Below are 17,004 nucleotides of genomic sequence, written 5' to 3' on the forward strand. Positions count from 1 at the left end.
GGTGAGCGCTATGACGTGCCCGCCGACGCCAATGGCCCGATGATCAACCTGGGCCGCCCCGAAGCGGTGCAGGTGACGATCGACGGCGTGACCGTCGAGCCGCTCGGCCGTGCGGGCGTCGCGATCAAGGATGTGGCGATCAGCGCGGATGCGTTGCGGGCGCGCGGCCAGCCGGGCGCGACGCCTACCCCGGTCGCGGGTGAAAGCCCGACGGCCGTGCGCACCGCTCCGGTGCGGCGCGCGCCAGTCACACGGTCTGCACCGGTCGAACGTGCGCCTGCAGCGCCGTCGGAACCGGTCGTGCAACCGACACCGACGCCTGCCCCGCTGACCGCGCCGGGTGCTTAAGCGCAGGGTCAGCATCGGGATGCGACAGACGTTGCTATAGTGGATGGATCAAACGATATCGCGGGTGGGGATTAGCATGCGGTTTCTGAAGAAGAGTGCGGCGATGGCGGTGGTGCTGGCGGGGATGGCGTCGATCGCCACGCCGGTGGCGGCGCAGACCAGCCGCGACGGGATCGAGGGTCGGGTCGACCGGCTGGAGCGCGAGATGCGCGCGGTTCAGCGCAAGGTGTTCCCGGGCGGCGCGGGCCAGACGGTCGAGCCGCAGATCACCGCTCCCGAGCGCAGCGGCCCCGCGCCTGGCATCCCGGCGAGCGGCGTGGTCAGCGACCTGACGGCGCGCGTCAGTGCGCTCGAATCCCAGCAGTCCGCGCTGACCGGCCAGATCGAGCAGAGCCAATATCGCCTGCGCCTGCTGGAAGAGGCCTTCACCGCCTACAAGCGCTCGACCGATGCACGGTTGAAGGCGCTTGAGGATGGCGCGTCGGCGGTCGGCGGTAACGCTCCGGTCACTGGAATCGGCACGACGCCGGCACCGACCCCCGCCCCGCGTCCCACGACGCCGCGCCCGACCACGCCCGCCCCGACGGCCAGCACGCCGACCGCCCCGGTTCCCGGGATCGAGCGCCCGAGCACCGGCGATGCGGCCGAAGACACCTACACCTATGGCTTCCGCCTGTGGCAGGCGAAGCAATATGACAAGGCGATCGTCGAACTGCGCAGCGTGGTGCAGAAATATCCCAAGCACCGCCGCGCCAGCTACGCGCAGAATCTGCTCGGCCGCGCGCTGCTTGACCAGAACAAGCCCGCACTCGCCGCTACCGCCTTCTTCGAAAACTATCAGAAGATGCCCAATGGCGAGCGCGCGCCGGACTCGCTCTACTACCTCGCCCAGGCGCTGGTGAAGATGAAGAAGCCGGCGAGCGAGGTCTGCAAGGTCTATGACGAGCTGACCCAGGTCTATGGCGACCGCCTGTCCGAGGGGATGAAGATGGATGTCGCCACCGGCCGTTCCGCCAGCAAGTGCAAGTGACGCGCTGAACCCGCCCGATCCGGCATGGGTCGAGCGATTTCGAGCGGACTTCGACCGGCTCTGCATCGCTGAATATGACGGCTCGCTGGCCGATGGTGTGCGGATCGCGCTCGCCGTGTCCGGCGGAGCGGACAGTATGGCGATGCTGCTCCTCGCCGCGGCTGCATTTCCCGGTTGTGTGGTCGCGGCGACCGTCGATCATGGCTTGCGGCCTGAGGCGGCCGACGAAGCTGCGATGGTCGCGCGGGTCTGCGCACAATTGGGCGTGCACCACGCCACGCTCCATCTGAACGCGCCGATCAGCGGAAGCAGCGTGCAAGGTCAGGCGCGCGAGGCGCGCTACGCCGCGCTGTTCGAGTGGATGCGTCGGACCGACGCGTTCCTGTTGCTGACCGCCCACCATGCCGATGATCAGGCGGAGACGCTGCTGATGCGACTCAACCGGGCGTCGGGCGTGGCCGGGCTTAGCGGCATCCGCTCGGTGCGCCGCGATGACCGACCTGTGTTCCGCCCATTGCTCGGCTGGCGGCGGGCGGAGTTGCGCGCGATCGTGGCGGCAAGCGGCTCGCCCTGGGTCGACGATCCGACCAATGCCAATCCGCATCACGACCGCACCCGCTTTCGCGACCTGCTCGCCAGTCAGTCGTTGCTCGATCCGGTGGCACTTGCCCGATCCGTCGAATATATCGCCGAAAGCAACGAGGCGCTCGAAGCCCTTGTCAGGGAACTGTGGCACCAACGCTGGGACGACCGAAGCCTGCAACTTCGGGCCAACGATCTATCGCGCGAGGTGCAGCGTCGGCTGCTGCGACGCGCGATCCACGAAACGCGAACCCGGCATGGGATCGTGCTTCCCATATTCAGCGACTCGACCAATATCGAATCGCTGCTCGACGCGCTCAACGCTTGGTCCGGCGCGACCCAGGCCGGGCTGGTGGTGCAGGCAAAGCGCGAAATCTGGCACTTCCGCCCCGCCCCGCCGCGTCGATCACTCTGATCGAAGCTGTTCCATTGCCATTAACCTGCGACCGCCTATCTTGTGCGCTGAGGAAGGTGCATTCGACCCATGAGCGACGACAACAAGACTCCCGGCCCTGAGAATAACGGCAATCCCTGGATGAAGAGCCTGCTGGTGTGGGTCGGCATCCTTGCCGCACTGGCGCTGTTCGTCAGCATGTTCGGCGCGCCCAACAGCGCGAATACCGGCACGACGATCGCCTATTCCGAATTCCTCGACAATGTGGAGCAGGGCAAGGTCAAGGACGTCAATGTCGCGGGCAATGTCATCACCGGCACGCTGACCAGCGATGCCAAGTTCCGCACCAACGCCGTCCCCAATCCCGAACTGATCCCGACCTTGCGCAAGCAGGGCGTGACCATCACCGCGCGTCCGGAGGAAGGCCCGTCGATCTGGCAATATGTGCTGGTCCAGGCGCTCCCGTTCCTGCTGTTCCTCGGCATCGCCTTCTTCGTGCTGCGCCAGATGCAGAAGGGCTCCGGCTCGGGCGCGATGGGCTTTGGCAAGTCGCGCGCCAAGCTGCTGACGCAGAAGGAAGGCAAGGTCACCTTCGACGACGTCGCCGGCATCGACGAAGCACGCGAGGAGCTGGAGGAAGTGGTCGAGTTCCTCAAGGACCCGAGCAAGTTTGCGCGTCTGGGCGGCAAGATCCCCAAGGGCGCGCTGCTCGTCGGCTCACCCGGCACCGGCAAGACGCTGCTCGCCCGCGCGATTGCGGGTGAGGCGGGCGTGCCGTTCTTCACCATCTCCGGCTCGGACTTTGTCGAGATGTTCGTCGGCGTCGGCGCAAGCCGCGTGCGCGACATGTTCGAACAGGCCAAGAAGAGCGCGCCGTGCATCGTCTTCATCGACGAAATCGACGCGGTCGGCCGCCATCGCGGCGCGGGCCTCGGCAATGGCAATGACGAGCGCGAGCAGACGCTGAACCAGCTGCTGGTCGAGATGGACGGCTTCGAGGCCAATGAAGGCATCATCATCGTCGCGGCGACCAACCGTCCCGACGTGCTCGACCCCGCGCTGCTGCGTCCGGGCCGCTTCGACCGTCAGGTCGTCGTCCCGCGCCCGGATATCGAAGGTCGCGTGAAGATCCTGCAGGTCCATATGAAGAAGGTGCCGCTGGCGCCCGACGTCGATGCCCGGGTGATCGCGCGCGGCACGCCGGGCTTCTCGGGTGCCGACCTCGCCAACCTCGTCAATGAAGCCGCGCTGATGGCGGCGCGCAAGGGCAAGCGCCTCGTCGCGATGAGCGAGTTCGAGGATGCCAAGGACAAGGTGATGATGGGCGCCGAGCGGCGTTCGATGGTGATGACCGACGACGAGAAGCGGATGACCGCCTATCACGAAGCCGGCCACGCGATCGTGTCGCTGCACGAACCGGCATCGGACCCGATCCACAAGGCGACGATCATCCCGCGCGGTCGCGCGCTGGGGATGGTGATGCGCTTGCCGGAGCGCGACAGCTACAGCTATCACCGCGACAAGATGTATGCGAACCTCGCCGTCGCCATGGGCGGGCGCGTGGCCGAAGAAATCATCTTCGGCTATGACAAGGTCTCGTCGGGCGCGAGCGGCGACATCCAGTACGCCACCGGCCTCGCCCGCGACATGATCACGAAGTGGGGCATGTCGGACAAGCTCGGCCCGGTCGAATATTCGCAGCCCGAGGGTGAGAGCTTCCTCGGCTATTCGGCCTCGCAGCCGCGGCACATGTCGAACGAGACCCAGCAGTTGATCGATCACGAGATCAAGGCGACGGTCGAGGGCGGCCTCAAGCGGGCGCGCGACGTGCTGACCGAGCATATCGACCAGCTCCACCAGCTGGCCGGCGCGCTGCTCGAATATGAGACGCTGTCGGGCGAGGAGATCAAGAAGCTGTTGAGCGACGGCGATATCGGGCGTCCCGACGCGTCGGCGACCAAGGGTCCGGTCCCCGTCACCGGCACCTCGATCCCCAAGACCCGCCGTCCCAAGGGCCCGTTCGGCAACCCGGCTCCCCAGGGGGCGTAAGGAAAAATATCCTCCCCCGTCGGGGGGAGGATCGTTTCCCTATTTCTTCTCCGCCTCGGCCTTGGCCCCTTGAGCCAGCGCCGTCCGCATCGTCCTGGCGATATCGATATCGTCCAGCGCGACCAGCGCCTCCAGCATCGCGATGCGCGCATCGCATTTGGCGCGCAAGTCAGTGCTGCGGAGCGCTGCAGCGAGACGATCGGCCCCTGCCGGATCACCATTGGCCGCCACCCCTAACAGCCGATCTGCAGCGATCACGCGCCCCTTGGCTAGATCCTCGGGCGTTGCCGCGCTGCTCGCCGCGACCCGCAACGCATGCGCATAGTGGCGGCGTTGGAGGGAATGACTGAGCACAGCCGTCTTTCCTTCGCGCTCGCCGCTGCACGCGCGCAGGTCGATCCGACTAAATTCGCGCAATTGAGCAAGGCGAATCTCCATTTCCGCCGCGATCATCTGCGCGGGTGCCGATCCCAGACGCGCGCGATAGGCGTCATCGACCAACCGGTTGATCGCGTCCGACCCCTCTTTTGCGTTTCGCTTGCGACTGGCCACCGCCAGGTGGATCGCAGCGACATCGGCATAGAGTTTGGGATTACCCGTTTTTACATCACGAAAGCCTGGTTCGACCTCTTCCAACGGCTTTATCGAACCCACCGAGATCGCCGGCGTCGACGCGCCATCCTTCTCCCGCTCCGGCGCCGACATGACCGCCGCGATGATCACGATCGCCCAGAGCAGCATGTTCGCCAGCGCCGCCACGCCGCTGCCCCGCCCCTCGGGATCGCCCGCACGCAGCCCGCCCATCAGCACCAGCGACGTCCCCGCCGCCGCGCCCCATGCGATCAGCGGCGTGCCGGGCATCCAATTGCTGCGCACGATCGCCCCAATGATGAGCGCAACCATGATGCCGAGCGCGATCAGCACCGGACGCGGCGCGATCACCCGGGCAATCGCGTCCCGCGCCGACAGTCCGACGATGCCGGCAGACAGTCCGAACAATACCGTCAGCGCCTGTTCCCCCACGCTCATCGCGAAGAATGCCGGCCCGATGAACGCACCGGCAATGGCCAGCATCACCATCCGCTGCCAGCCCAGCCCCCCGATCTCCTCCGCACTGTCGAGCACGAAGATGGTGATCGCCAGGATCAGGAACGCCGCCCCCAACCCGCCGGCGATCGCCGGCGTCGCGGGTGCACCGATTGCAGCGGCGGTGAGGATCAACCACAGACCAAATCGCCAGCCGGCGCCGCGCGACCGCACCGCGCCCTTCCGCGCCGCGCGCCAGCGCATCGGCGTGACGAACCGCCAATGCGCGAGTGAAAGCATAAGACCACCTGCGCCTGCCCCCACCGCGCCCCACAGCCGCACCGCCGGAGTCGCGCCGAGCACCGCGAACAGCGCGGCGACCACCCCGCGAAGCAACAGCAACGCGACCTCGACGGATCCGAAGCGCGGCGCATCGAGATGCGCGCGCCACCAGTCAGCGGCCTTGGGGTGAAAGCTGTGCGCGATGCCCGGCACGTCGTAATCCGCCAGATCGAACAGCTGGCGCACCTGTCCCGCAGTTCCGGGACGCAGCGCGCGCAGCCGCCGCAGCCAGCCCGGCGACTTGCCATCGATCAGTGCGTGCCAGCCGCGCGCCAGCGCATGGCCGCGCCCGAACGACGCGATCAGCCGCCATTCGTCCAGCCGCGCGCGCAATGCCCACACGGCGGGCGGGTGGTTACCCTCTCCCTCCCAGCCAAACGTCGCCATCGCTTCGCGCAGGATCGCGTCGCTGCGCGGGATCGTGTCGGCGATCAGCGCGGCGATCCGGTATTCGGCATAAGCGCGCAGGTCGAGTTCGATCAGCGCGGGCGCGGCCATCACTGCCTCGAATGCGGCGCGGATGCCGTCGCGATCCTTGAACCACGGCCCGCGCAGTCCCGATTCCAGCTCGGCAAAGCGCCGCTCGAACTCCGCCGCATCCGCCGCGCGCTCGACCTCCAGCGGATCGGGCTCCGGGGGCGGCAGCGGCTCGGCCGCGGGCAGCGCGTCGCCGTACGGCGCGAGCGGCTCCCCGACGGGCACCAGCGTCAGCCCGGCGCGATCGCCCTCTACAGGCTCTTCGTCTTCGACATCCCAATCGTCGAACTGCTGATAATCGACCCAGCGCAGCGCCTCTTCATACGCCGCGCGCAATTCCTTGAAGCCGGCGGCATCATCCTCGGGATTGGTGACCTTCAGCTTGGCGGCATAGGCACGACGGATGGTCGCGCGGTCGCTGCCGCGCGGGACGCCCAGCACGCGCCACCATTGCCTCACAAAAAGGTCTCGCCCTCAAGCTGATCGAGCGCGGCGTGGAGCTCCTTGCGCGCGGTTTCGATCACGCGCGGGTCCTGCGTCTCCAGCGCGGCGATGAAGCGCGACAGCACTTCGTCCACCCAGTAACGCTGCTCGCCCAAGAAATTCTCGAAGCATTTCTCGCCGCGCGCGATCGCCGCCTTGTTCTCCGCCTCGTCGCGCGGATGCACCTTCAGCCCCGCCAGCGCCGCGCGCGCCTTTTCCAGCGCCGCCGGATCGGACACATTGCCGTCGTTGATCGTCAGGCTGACCCGCTGGCCCGTTTCGGGCACCAGAATATCGACCTCGAGCAACCCCGACACGTCATAGGAAAAGCGCACGTCGATCGCTTGCCCCGCCGGCGCGCGCGGCACCTGGACCTTGGTGTTGCCGATCTCGACATTGTCGCGCACCAGCCGCGCTTCACCCTGATAGATGCCGAATTCGACCACGGTCTGGTTGTTGTGCATCGTGCTGAAGCGATGCTCGCGGCTCGCCGGGATCACCGTGCCGCGTTCGATGATCGGGGCGAACAGCCCGTCCTCGATTCCGCCGCCGGGCAACCGCCGGGCGACGCCGACCCCCAGCGAATAGGGGCAGACATCGGTGACGACGACTTCCTTCAGCGCCGAATCGCGCGACTTCAGCCCCGCCTGCACCGCCGCACCCAGTGCCACCGCCTCGTCCGGGTTGACCGTCGCATTGGGGAAGCGACCGAACATCCGCGTGACCGCGCTGCGCACCAGCGGCATGCGCGTCGCGCCGCCGATCAGGATGATCTCGGACAGCTCCGCGCTCTTGATCCCCGAATCGCGCATCGATCGCAGCACCGGTTCGCGCAGCCGGTCGATCAACGGTTTGGCCGCCTCTTCGAACGCGGCGGCGGTGACGATGTGGCGGTATTCGGCATCGTTCCACACGATCCGCATTTCCGCCTCGCCCGCGCTGCTCAGCGCCCGGCGCGCGCGCTCGGCGGCTTCGCGCAGCTTCTGGTGCAGCGCATCGTCGCCGCGCCCGGCATTGCCGAACGCTGTCGCGTGCGCGTCACGCATCAGGCCGACCAGCAGCTCGTTAAAATCCTCCCCGCCCAGATGATTGTCGCCGGTCGAGGCGCGGACTTCGATGATCCCTTCGAAAATCTCGACGATCGACACGTCGAACGTGCCCCCGCCCAAGTCGAACACAAGGAAGCGCGATTCGTCGGCGAGCTGATGGATGCCATAAGCGAGCGCGGCGGCGGTCGGTTCGTTGACCAGCCGCTCGACCCTGAGGCCCGCCAGCTCGCCCGCTCGGTGCGTCGCCTTGCGCTGCTTGTCGTTGAAATAGGCCGGGACGGTGATCACCGCTTCGGTGACTTCCTGCCCCAAAAACGCCTCGGCATCGGCCTTCAGGCTGCGCAGCACCAGCGCGGACAATTCCTCCGGCGCGAAGCTGCGCTTGCCCAGCTTGGTCGTGCGCTGCGTGCCCATATAGCGTTTGAACGCCGTCACCGTCGCGTCGGGATGGCTCGCCATCCGCTCGCGCGCGGCCAGGCCGGTGATGACGTCGCCATTTTCATCGATGCTGACCGCCGAGGGGGTGAGGAAATGGCCGAGCCGATTGGGGATCAGCTCCGCCGCCCCGTCGCGAAAGACCGCCGCGGCACTGTTCGTGGTGCCGAGGTCGATACCGATAATCATGTTACGCAGTCCCCCGCCGAATCGCGGCGACTCTAACCTGCCGCGCGCGCCTGTGAAGCGGACGAATTCATATGGCGTTCAAGCGGCTTGTTGTGTTGTTTCACCGGATCACGGGAGGGTGTGGATGCGGACGTTGGTTGCAATGATGGCGGGTGCGGCACTGCTGCTTCCAGTAAGCGCACAGGCGATGAGCGTCGCCGAGTTTCTGGCCAAGGCGAACGCGCTCAAGGCCAAGGGCTTCCTCGCGATCGGATCTTCCGATATCAAATTGCTGCGCACCGAGGTCGAGCGCGCGTCCGACGCCTATCGCAGCGATCTGGCCAGCGCCAAGGCGGCAGGCCGCGCCCCGCACAGCTGCCCCCCGCCCAAGGGAAAGGCCAAGATCGGCAGCAACGAACTCTTGGCCGAGTTCGAGGCGATCCCCGCCGCCAAGCGCAACATAAGCGTGAAAACCGCCTTTTACGCGATGATGAAGAAGCGCTTTCCCTGCAAAGGCTGAGCTTCAGCCCAGCAGGCCTAGCCCCAGCAGCAACAACCCGAACAGCGTGACGATGATGCTGATGAACATCAGCAGCGCGAAAGTGCGCAACAGCGCTTTCCAGACGGGCTGGCGATAGGCACCCTTGAGCTGGAAGAAGATGTGCACCGGCGGCGCGAACACCGCGATCGTGGAGATGATGTCGCCCGGCACGCCCACCGCCGAACCGATCATCAGCGCGATGAACAGCAATGACATGAAGGCGAGCGAATAGGTGACGAACACCGCATGGTCATAGCCGCGATACCGCCGCCGCCATGCAAAGAGCAGCCACACGAACGGGAGCGACAACGGGATCAGCGCCCAGCTGAACTTGTAGCTGTTGGTCTGGAGCTTGTAGAGCGCGAGGCCGGGGTTGCGCTCCATCTTCTCGATACCCTTGTCGAGCCGCTTCCACCCGGTCTTGATGCCGGAGGGCAGGCCGGTGCGCCCGCTCAGCGTGGTCGGGATTCGGTTCAGCCCGGCGAGGTCGGTCGACAGCTTGGCGATCTTCGCATCCAGCTTCGCGGCGCGCTCGCTCCCCGGCTGGGCAGTGGCTCGCGCTTCGCGCGCATCGGCCAGCGCTTCCTGCGTATTGGCGCGCGCAAATTGCAGACCCTGTTCGAACTGTGCCGTGCTGCCGACCTCGGCGGGCGGCGACACGCCCATGATCTGCAGCACCGCGAACATGGTGAAGACCGAAAACAGGAACATCGCCATCGGCGACACGAAATGCGCGCGCTCGCCAAAAATGTAGCGGCGGGTCAGCTCGCCGGGGCGAAAAGTCAGCAGCGGCAGCGTGTTCCACAGCTTGCCCTCGAAATGCACGACGCCGTGCAGGATTTCGTGCCAGATTGCGCCGATCGTGCGGTGGACATGCCCGACCTGCCCACAACGATGGCAATGCGGGCCGAGCAGTTCCGTCCCGCAATTCAGGCAGATTCCGGGCTCATGATCGCCGCCCGCGCCATCCGATCGCTCGACAGCGCGGCCGAGCAATGTCCCCGTGACCAGATCCCCGGCTGCGTCGAATTCCCCCATGAAGCTGTTCTATCAGCTTGGCAAAGTCGGCGCGATAGCGACTTTGCACGTGCAGCATGCTAGCCCGGCGACATGGAACAAAATGCAGTTGCCCTTATCGCCGAAATGGGTGTCCGCGCCCGCACCGCCGCCACGCTGTTGGCGGCGCTGCCAACCGCTGCCAAGGCCGCCGGGCTGCGCGCCGCCGCTGCCGCGATCCGCGCGGATGCGGAGGCGATCCTCGCCGCCAATGCCCGCGATATCGAAACCGGGACGGCGAACGGCCTGTCCGGCGCATTGCTCGACCGGCTCCGGCTCGATCCTGCGCGGCTCGACGGCGCGGCGGCGGGCGTGGAGGCGGTGGCGGCGCTGACCGATCCGGTCGGTGCGGTGATCGATGCGAGCGAGCGCCCGAATGGCCTCAAGCTCAGCCGTGTCCGCGTGCCGATCGGGGTGATCGGCATCATCTATGAAAGCCGGCCCAATGTCACCGCCGACGCGGCGGCGCTTTGCGTGATGAGTGGCAATGCCGCGATCCTGCGCGGCGGGTCCGAAGCCGCGCACAGCAATCGCGCGATTCACGCCGCCTTCGCGCGCGGCCTAGCCGAGGCCGGCCTCCCCGCCGACGCGGTTCAGCTGGTGCCGACCACCGATCGCGCCGCGGTCGGTGCGATGCTCAAGGCGGATGGCGCGATCGACCTGATCGTCCCGCGCGGCGGCAAGAGTCTGGTCGCGCGCGTGCAGGAAGAAGCGCGCGTACCCGTGCTCGCCCATCTCGACGGCATCTGTCACACCTATGTCGACCGCGCCGCCGATCCGGCCATGGCGGTCAAGCTCGCGCTCAATGCCAAGATGCGCCGCACCGGCATTTGCGGCGCGACCGAGACCCTGCTGATCGACCGCGGCTTTGCCGATCCCGCGCCGATCCTTGCGGCCCTCGCCGATGCCGGGTGCGAACTGCGCGGCGATGCGGCGGTGCAGGCGATCGAACCGCGCACGCGTCCCGCCACGGCTGAGGACTGGGACACCGAATATCTCGATTCGATCCTGTCGGTCGCTTTGGTCGACGGGGTCGAGGGTGCGATGGCGCATATCGCCCGCCATTCGAGCCGCCACACCGACGCGATCGTCACCGAAGACGCCGCCACCGCCGAGCACTTCCTCAATGGCGTCGACAGCGCGATCGTGATGTGGAACGCCTCGACCCAGTTTGCCGATGGCGGCGAGTTCGGGCTTGGCGCCGAAATCGGCATTGCCACCGGCCGCCTCCACGCGCGCGGCCCGGTCGCGCTGGAGGGGCTGACGACGTATAAATGGGTGGTGCGCGGGACTGGCCAGGCGCGTCCTTGAACCATCGATGTCATTTGTATACATTTGAAGCATGAAGACATCTGTCATCACCGCCCGTCTCGATCCAGAGACACTTGCCGGTCTCGACAAGCTCGCCGAATATCATGAGCGCTCGCGCGCCTGGCTGGTCGCCAAAGCGGTCAAACAATATGTGAAAAATGAAACTGAGTTCTTCGCTTTCCTGCAGGAAGGCGAGGACGCCATCGAGCGCGGCGAGTATCTCACGCACGAAGAGCTGATGGCGGAAATCAAGGGAATGCGGCAGCGAGACGCTGCTTGAGGCAGCTGATCTGGTCGTTTCCGGCGCGGCGTGACCTCTATCGCATCGCCGCCGCCTATAGCGAAATGGACCCGACGCTCCCGCTCGAAATCCTCATGCGTATCGAACAGACACCGTACGCGTTGTTGGACTATCCCGATATCGGCAGCCCCACACCGCGCAAAGGCATTCGAAAATGGTATGTTCGGAAAACGCCGTTGATGCTGTTCTATGCCAGCACGCGTGCTCGGCTCGAAATTCGTCGCGTGGTCCATGAGCGGTCCGATCGGTTCGGATTGGAGCCTTGAAACGCATCGGTCTCCTCGGCGGGTCGTTCAACCCCGCGCATCGCGGGCATCGCGCGATCTCGCTCCACGCCCTGCGCGCGCTGGAGCTGGATGAAGTGTGGTGGATGGTGTCCCCCGGCAATCCGCTAAAGGATAAGGCAGGGATGGCGCCCTTCTCGGCGCGAATGGCGTCGGCCCGCGCGATGGCGCGCCATGCCCCGATCCGCCCGACTGCGGTCGAGAAACGGCTCAAGACCCGCTACACCGTCGATACGCTGACCAAACTCCCGCGCCTGTATCCGCGCCACCAGTTCATCTGGCTGATGGGGGCGGACAATCTGGCGCAGTTCGACCAATGGCGCGGGTGGCGGCACATTGCGCGACAGGTTCCGATTGCGGTGATCGCGCGTCCGGGCTATGATCGCCACGCTCATGCGAGCCCCGCAATGAGCTGGCTGCGGCGTTTCGTGCGGCCCGCACGCCAGGCGAAGAACTGGACGAAGTGGAGTTTGCCGGCCCTGGTGCTGTTGCGCTTCCGCCCCGACAAGACTTCGGCGACCCGCCTCCGCGCCGCCGACCCCGGCTGGCACCGGCGATTTGCCCGTGGCCGCACGCCGCCCGACCCCAATACACCCTAACCCAGGAGTCCTCTTGCCCGCTTCCCCTAACCTCGATGCCACCCCGGCCACCAGCGGCACCGTCGCCCCGGATGCCGAGGCGCTGCATCGACTGGTCCTGACCTCGCTCGACGACGATCAGGCGGTCGAGACCGTCTCGATCCCGCTCGCGGGCAAGAGCAGCATCGCCGACTATATGGTCGTCGCGAGCGGCCGCTCGACGCGTCAGGTCGCGTCGATGGCACAGAAGCTGGCGGAGAAGATCAAGGCGGAGCGCGGGCACAACCCGCGCGTCGAGGGTCTGCCGACTGCCGACTGGGTGCTGATCGATGCGGGCGATGTCATCGTCCACCTGTTCCGCCCGGAAGTGCGGACGTTCTACAATCTCGAGCGCATGTGGGCATTCGGCGACGGCGCCGCCGCCGGCAACGCGTGATCTGACGTCGACCGCGGTCCGCTTCCATGCTGCTCCACATCGTCGCGCGCGGGCGGATCGGCCGCAGCCCGGAAGCGGAGCTCGTCGATCGCTATCTCAAGCGCGTGACTCTGCCCATACGGGTAACCGAACTGCCCGACACCGGCGGCAAGATGCCTGCGGTGGAGCCGGGTACGCGCATCGTGATGCTCGACGAGAAGGGCGAGAACCTGCCCTCGCGTGTGTTTGCCGAACGGATCCAGGCGTGGCGCGAGGACGGCGTGCGCGAAACCCGCTTCCTGATCGGTGCCGCCGACGGCTTTGACGATGCCGCGCGGGCGGAGGCCGATCTGCTGATCTCCTATGGCCGCGCGACCTGGCCGCATATGCTGGCGCGCGCGATGCTGGCCGAACAGCTCTGGCGCGCGACCAGCATCCTCGCCAACCACCCCTATCATCGCGAGGGATGATGCGCCGCATCGCCCTTTTCGCCGCAATCGCCGCCACCGCATCGGTGGGCGTCGCCGCGCTCCCCGCCCAGACCCCATCGCTCGGCGAGCAGCGCGCGCAGCTCAATGCCGCGAGCAAGGCGGCCAAGGATGCCGAAGCGCGCGCGCAACGCCTGCAACGCGCCGCCGCTGCCGAGCGCGACGAGGCCCGCCGCGCCCGCGCCCGCGAAGCCGCGATCGCCGCGAGCATTCAGGCGGCAGAGGCCGAGATCGTCGCCGCCCGCGCGCGCATCGCGGTCGTCGACCGGATGCTGGGCCAGCAACGGACCCGGCTGGTCGAGCAACAGGGGCCGATCACGCGGCTGATGGCGGCACTGCAATCGCTCGCACGGCGCCCGGCGGTGCTCGGGCTGGTGCAGCCGGGTTCGACTGCCGATATCGTGCATGTCCGCGCCGTGCTCGGCGCGATCACCCCGGAGATGCGCGCGCGCACCGCCGATATCCGCGCCGAGATCGCACGCACCCGCCAGCTTCGCGACGGCGCGCAGCTCGCCGCCAAGACGCTCGCCGACGGCCGGGCGCGGCTTCAGAATGACCGGCTCGCCTTGGTCCGCGCCGAGGGCGAGCACCGCCTCAAATCGGTCGGCTACCGGCGTGAGGCGATGTTCGAATCCGATCGCGCGCTGGCGCTGGGCGAACAGGCGCGCGATCTGGTCGACCAGATGGATGTGATGGGTGAGGCGGCCGAGACCCAGGCCGCGCTCGCCGCGCTACCCGGCCCGCTCCCCCGCCCCACAGATGGCGAGGCGCAGGTGGGTGCCGCGCGCTCTGGCCCGCCGCCCTATCGCCTGCCCGTCGCGGGAACGATCGTCACCGGGCTTGGCGAGTTGTCCGACACCGGCGTGCGTGCACGCGGCCTGACCCTCGCCACTGCACCGGGCGCGGAGATCGTCGCGCCCACCGCCGGGCGCGTGATCTATGCCGGGCGATTCCGCCGTTATGGGAATATCGTGATCGTCGATCATGGCGGCGGCTGGACCTCGCTGATCGCCGGGCTCGACGCGGTGCTGGTCAAGGTCGGCGACACGCTGGCCCAGGGCGCCCCGCTCGGCCGCGCCCCGCAGGGCGATGCCCCGCGCATCACCGTCGAACTGCGCCGTCAGGGCCGCCCGGTCGACCTGGCGCAATTGCTGGACTGACGCCACGACAGCGCCCTGCGCTTGCCGCTTTGCGGCCACGCCGTTCCGGTCTATCTTGTCCCGAAATCCCGCTGAGGCCCGTATGCGTATGATCCGTTCCATCCTCCAGGTTTCCGCCGCCGTCGGCGCGCTGGCGCTGATCCCCGTCACCACCGGCGCGATGGCGAGCGTGGATACGTCGAGCTATCGCGAGCTCGACGCGTTCATGGATGTCTATACGCGGGTGAAGGCCGCCTATGTCGACAAGGTCGACGACAAGACGCTGATCAAGGGCGCGATCGACGGCATGCTCGCCAGCCTCGATCCGCACAGCTCCTATGTCGATGCGCTGGCGTTCGACAATCTGCGCCTCGCCACCGACGGCAATTATGGCGGCCTTGGCCTGTCGGTCACGCTGGAGGACGGCGCGGTCAAGGTGATCACCCCGACCGAGGATACCCCGGCGTGGAGGGCGGGGATCAAGGCCGGCGATTATATCACCCATCTCGACGGCAAGCTGATCTTTGGCGGCACGCTGGATGAGGCGATTACCCAGATGCGCGGGCAACCGGGGACCAAGATCACGCTGCGCATCGTCCGTCCCGGTCGCGACAAGCCGTTCGACGTCGCGCTGACCCGCGAAACCATTGTGCAAAAGGCGGTGAAGTGGGAGGTGCAGGATGGTATCGGCATCCTCAATATCAACACCTTCAGCGCGACCACCGCCGACGACATGCGCGCCGGTATCGCCGCGATCGAAAAGCAGCTGGGCGGCAAGCCCAAAGGCTATATTATCGACCTGCGCGGCAATGGCGGTGGTCTGCTCAACCAAGCGATCGAGGTCAGCGACGCGTTTCTGACGCATGGCGAAATCGTGTCGCAGCGCGGGCGCGAAAAGAGCGATATCGAACGCTGGTATGCCAAGGCCGACGACCTCGCCCGCGGACTGCCGCTGGTGGTGCTGGTCGACGCCGGCACCGCATCGGCGTCGGAAATCGTTGCCGGCGCGCTGCAGGATCATCATCGCGCGCTGGTGCTGGGCGAGAAGACCTTCGGCAAGGGGTCGGTCCAGTCGCTGCTCCAGCTCGGCCCGCGCACCGCGCTGCGCCTGACCACCGCGCGCTACTACACCCCGTCGGGCCGGTCGGTGCAGGAAGGGGGCATCGAACCCGATCTCGCCGTGCCGCAGATTTCCGATCCCGATTACAAGACGCGCCCCGTGTTCCGTGAGGCCGACCTGCGCCGCCACCTGATCAACGAGACCAAGGTCGATAACGCGGTGCTCGAAGAAGATACCAAGACCGATCCGCGCTTCGCCGCCACCCCGGCCGAGCTGGAGAAGAAGGGGATCAAGGACTTCCAACTCCATTACGCGCTGCAGACCATCGCCCGCGCCGCCGCGCCCGCGCGCGTCGCCGGGGGTGGCACGGCCAAGACGGGCAAGCGCTGAGGTCCATCATGACGCCCAACCGTACCGCCCAGGCACTCGCCTTGTTCGTCCCGCTCGCGCTGATCGGGGGCGCGCTGATCAGCCAATATGGCTTTGGCCTGTTCCCGTGCGAAATGTGCATGTGGCAGCGCTGGCCGCATTACACCGCGATCGTGCTCGCCGCCTTGTCCTTCGTCGTGGTCCCGGCGCGGATGCCTTTGGTGGTGCTCGCCACGCTCGCCATCGCGATCAGCGGGGCGATAGGGGCCTTCCATGCCGGTGTCGAATATGGCTGGTGGGAGGGGCTGACTCGCTGCGCCACGCATTTCGGCGGAGAGGGCAGCGCGCTCGACCGGATCATGAACGCGCCGGTCATCCGTTGCGATGTCGCACCCTGGGATCTTTTCGGAGTGTCACTCGCCGGATGGAATGCGATCTTTTCGCTCGGTGGTGCGTTGGTCATCGCGATTCTGTTGCTGAAGGGCCGCAAAGCGTGAAGTGGAAACCCGGAGACCGCCGCCACGACGTGGACTCGATGATCCGCGTCGATCAGGCCGGCGAATATGGCGCGACCCGCATCTATGCCGGGCAGCTGGCGGTGATGGGCGACCGCCACCCGATGGCGCGCGCGATCGCCGGCATGGCCAATCAGGAGGAGCGGCACCGCGCCTTCTTTGACGCGATGATCGCAAGGCGCGGCGTCCGCCCGACCGCGCTGCAGCCGATCTGGAATGTCGCGGGCTTTGCGATGGGCGCAGCGACCGCGGCGCTCGGCCCGACCGCGGCGATGGCCTGCACCGTCGCGGTCGAGACCGAAATCGACCTCCATTATCAGGAACAGCTCGACGCGCTGGGCGCGGACGATCCCGAACTCGCGGCGGCGGTCGCCGAATTCCGCGCCGAGGAACTGGAGCACAGGGACAGCGCCCTCGCGGCGGGTGCGGAGACGGCGCCTGCCTATCCGCTGCTCGCCGGCGCCATTCGATTGGCATGCAAGACCGCGATTGCGGTGTCGAAGCGGCTGTGAGCCGCCAAGGAGTCGATGACATGAAGACGATCCTGCTGACCCTCGCCACCGC

At 67.0% G+C, this 17,004-nt stretch carries 17 protein-coding genes and 1 pseudogene; 15 read left to right on the plus strand and 3 right to left on the minus strand.

Features of this window, described 5'->3' with window-relative positions; all coding sequences use genetic code 11:
• The 4 genes and pseudogenes from AX681_RS22425 to ftsH form a co-directional block, all read left to right on the plus strand.
• Positions 1–348, plus strand: a pseudogene (locus AX681_RS22425) (helix-turn-helix domain-containing protein); the annotation flags it as partial.
• A gap of 76 nt (positions 349–424) precedes the next feature.
• Entirely contained in the window at positions 425–1,378 is a 954-nt protein-coding gene (locus AX681_RS08680) for a tetratricopeptide repeat protein (RefSeq protein ID WP_066682068.1), read from the plus strand.
• Positions 1,341–2,375, plus strand: a complete 1,035-nt coding sequence (tilS, locus tag AX681_RS08685) for a tRNA lysidine(34) synthetase TilS (protein ID WP_066659154.1) — start codon at positions 1,341–1,343, stop codon at positions 2,373–2,375. Before AX681_RS08680 ends, tilS begins: the two co-directional genes overlap by 38 nt.
• Before the next feature lie 69 nt (positions 2,376–2,444).
• The gene (gene ftsH, locus AX681_RS08690; RefSeq protein ID WP_066659153.1) at positions 2,445–4,403 is read left to right on the plus strand and encodes an ATP-dependent zinc metalloprotease FtsH; all 1,959 of its coding nucleotides are present in this window, start codon (positions 2,445–2,447) and stop codon (positions 4,401–4,403) included.
• Between the two features lie 39 nt (positions 4,404–4,442).
• Here the strand turns inward: ftsH and AX681_RS23195 are convergent, their stop codons facing one another.
• The gene (locus AX681_RS23195; protein WP_197424263.1) at positions 4,443–6,707 is read right to left on the minus strand and encodes a hypothetical protein; all 2,265 of its coding nucleotides are present in this window, start codon (positions 6,705–6,707) and stop codon (positions 4,443–4,445) included.
• A complete protein-coding gene (locus tag AX681_RS08700; RefSeq protein ID WP_066659369.1) occupies positions 6,704–8,404 on the minus strand; it encodes an Hsp70 family protein in 1,701 nt (566 codons plus the stop codon). The genes AX681_RS23195 and AX681_RS08700 overlap by 4 nt, the downstream gene beginning before the upstream one ends.
• A 124-nt stretch (positions 8,405–8,528) precedes the next feature.
• On the opposite strand from AX681_RS08700, the gene AX681_RS08705 reads away from it, so the two are divergent.
• On the plus strand, positions 8,529–8,903 hold the full coding sequence (locus tag AX681_RS08705) for a hypothetical protein (protein ID WP_066659367.1): 375 nt from the start codon (positions 8,529–8,531) through the stop codon (positions 8,901–8,903).
• 3 nt (positions 8,904–8,906) lie between these two features.
• Here AX681_RS08705 and AX681_RS08710 read toward each other — a convergent pair whose 3' ends face one another.
• Positions 8,907–9,962: a DUF3667 domain-containing protein gene (locus tag AX681_RS08710; RefSeq protein WP_066682076.1), complete on the minus strand. Its 1,056-nt coding sequence runs from the start codon at positions 9,960–9,962 to the stop codon at positions 8,907–8,909.
• A 72-nt stretch (positions 9,963–10,034) separates the two neighbouring features.
• Between AX681_RS08710 and AX681_RS08715 the strand changes: the two genes are divergently transcribed.
• From AX681_RS08715 to AX681_RS08760, 10 genes are all read left to right on the plus strand, one after another.
• Entirely contained in the window at positions 10,035–11,291 is a 1,257-nt protein-coding gene (locus tag AX681_RS08715) for a glutamate-5-semialdehyde dehydrogenase (RefSeq protein WP_066682079.1), read from the plus strand.
• A 31-nt stretch (positions 11,292–11,322) separates the two neighbouring features.
• The gene (locus AX681_RS08720; RefSeq protein ID WP_066658482.1) at positions 11,323–11,571 is read left to right on the plus strand and encodes a CopG family ribbon-helix-helix protein; all 249 of its coding nucleotides are present in this window, start codon (positions 11,323–11,325) and stop codon (positions 11,569–11,571) included.
• Positions 11,568–11,858 (plus strand): type II toxin-antitoxin system RelE/ParE family toxin, encoded by a 291-nt coding sequence (locus AX681_RS08725; RefSeq protein WP_066658480.1) that lies wholly within the window; start codon positions 11,568–11,570, stop codon positions 11,856–11,858. Before AX681_RS08720 ends, AX681_RS08725 begins: the two co-directional genes overlap by 4 nt.
• Entirely contained in the window at positions 11,855–12,475 is a 621-nt protein-coding gene (locus AX681_RS08730; protein ID WP_066658478.1) for a nicotinate-nucleotide adenylyltransferase, read from the plus strand. The genes AX681_RS08725 and AX681_RS08730 overlap by 4 nt, the downstream gene beginning before the upstream one ends.
• A gap of 82 nt (positions 12,476–12,557) precedes the next feature.
• A complete protein-coding gene (rsfS, locus tag AX681_RS08735; protein WP_066658483.1) occupies positions 12,558–12,890 on the plus strand; it encodes a ribosome silencing factor in 333 nt (110 codons plus the stop codon).
• Between the two features lie 26 nt (positions 12,891–12,916).
• Positions 12,917–13,339 carry a 23S rRNA (pseudouridine(1915)-N(3))-methyltransferase RlmH gene (locus tag AX681_RS08740; protein ID WP_066658475.1) on the plus strand — a complete coding sequence of 141 codons (423 nt, stop codon included), beginning with the start codon at positions 12,917–12,919 and terminating at the stop codon, positions 13,337–13,339.
• Positions 13,339–14,517, plus strand: a complete 1,179-nt coding sequence (locus AX681_RS08745; RefSeq protein WP_066658473.1) for a murein hydrolase activator EnvC family protein — start codon at positions 13,339–13,341, stop codon at positions 14,515–14,517. Before AX681_RS08740 ends, AX681_RS08745 begins: the two co-directional genes overlap by 1 nt.
• Positions 14,518–14,605: 88 nt before the next feature.
• The gene (locus AX681_RS08750) at positions 14,606–15,946 is read left to right on the plus strand and encodes a S41 family peptidase (protein WP_066658471.1); all 1,341 of its coding nucleotides are present in this window, start codon (positions 14,606–14,608) and stop codon (positions 15,944–15,946) included.
• Between the two features lie 8 nt (positions 15,947–15,954).
• On the plus strand, positions 15,955–16,422 hold the full coding sequence (locus AX681_RS08755; protein WP_066658469.1) for a disulfide bond formation protein B: 468 nt from the start codon (positions 15,955–15,957) through the stop codon (positions 16,420–16,422).
• A 38-nt stretch (positions 16,423–16,460) separates the two neighbouring features.
• Positions 16,461–16,952, plus strand: coding sequence for a demethoxyubiquinone hydroxylase family protein (locus AX681_RS08760; RefSeq protein WP_197424264.1), 492 nt, complete (start codon positions 16,461–16,463; stop codon positions 16,950–16,952).
• Positions 16,953–17,004: the final 52 nt, after the last annotated feature.

Origin of the sequence: Sphingomonas sp. CCH9-E2, assembly GCF_001557215.1 — a bacterium.
Classification (GTDB): domain Bacteria; phylum Pseudomonadota; class Alphaproteobacteria; order Sphingomonadales; family Sphingomonadaceae; genus Sphingomonas.

Coding starts and splice junctions, on each gene's coding strand:
- AX681_RS08715 (WP_066682079.1), top strand. CDS start 10,035: ATGGAACAAAATGCAGTTGCCCTTATCGCCGAAATGGGTGTCCGCGCC.
- AX681_RS08700 (WP_066659369.1), bottom strand. CDS start 8,404: ATGATTATCGGTATCGACCTCGGCACCACGAACAGTGCCGCGGCGGTC.
- AX681_RS08705 (WP_066659367.1), top strand. CDS start 8,529: ATGCGGACGTTGGTTGCAATGATGGCGGGTGCGGCACTGCTGCTTCCA.
- AX681_RS08745 (WP_066658473.1), top strand. CDS start 13,339: ATGCGCCGCATCGCCCTTTTCGCCGCAATCGCCGCCACCGCATCGGTG.
- AX681_RS08720 (WP_066658482.1), top strand. CDS start 11,323: ATGAAGACATCTGTCATCACCGCCCGTCTCGATCCAGAGACACTTGCC.
- AX681_RS08755 (WP_066658469.1), top strand. CDS start 15,955: ATGACGCCCAACCGTACCGCCCAGGCACTCGCCTTGTTCGTCCCGCTC.
- AX681_RS08760 (WP_197424264.1), top strand. CDS start 16,461: ATGATCCGCGTCGATCAGGCCGGCGAATATGGCGCGACCCGCATCTAT.
- AX681_RS08680 (WP_066682068.1), top strand. CDS start 425: ATGCGGTTTCTGAAGAAGAGTGCGGCGATGGCGGTGGTGCTGGCGGGG.
- AX681_RS08750 (WP_066658471.1), top strand. CDS start 14,606: ATGATCCGTTCCATCCTCCAGGTTTCCGCCGCCGTCGGCGCGCTGGCG.
- ftsH (WP_066659153.1), top strand. CDS start 2,445: ATGAGCGACGACAACAAGACTCCCGGCCCTGAGAATAACGGCAATCCC.
- tilS (WP_066659154.1), top strand. CDS start 1,341: ATGTCGCCACCGGCCGTTCCGCCAGCAAGTGCAAGTGACGCGCTGAAC.
- AX681_RS08740 (WP_066658475.1), top strand. CDS start 12,917: ATGCTGCTCCACATCGTCGCGCGCGGGCGGATCGGCCGCAGCCCGGAA.
- AX681_RS08710 (WP_066682076.1), bottom strand. CDS start 9,962: ATGGGGGAATTCGACGCAGCCGGGGATCTGGTCACGGGGACATTGCTC.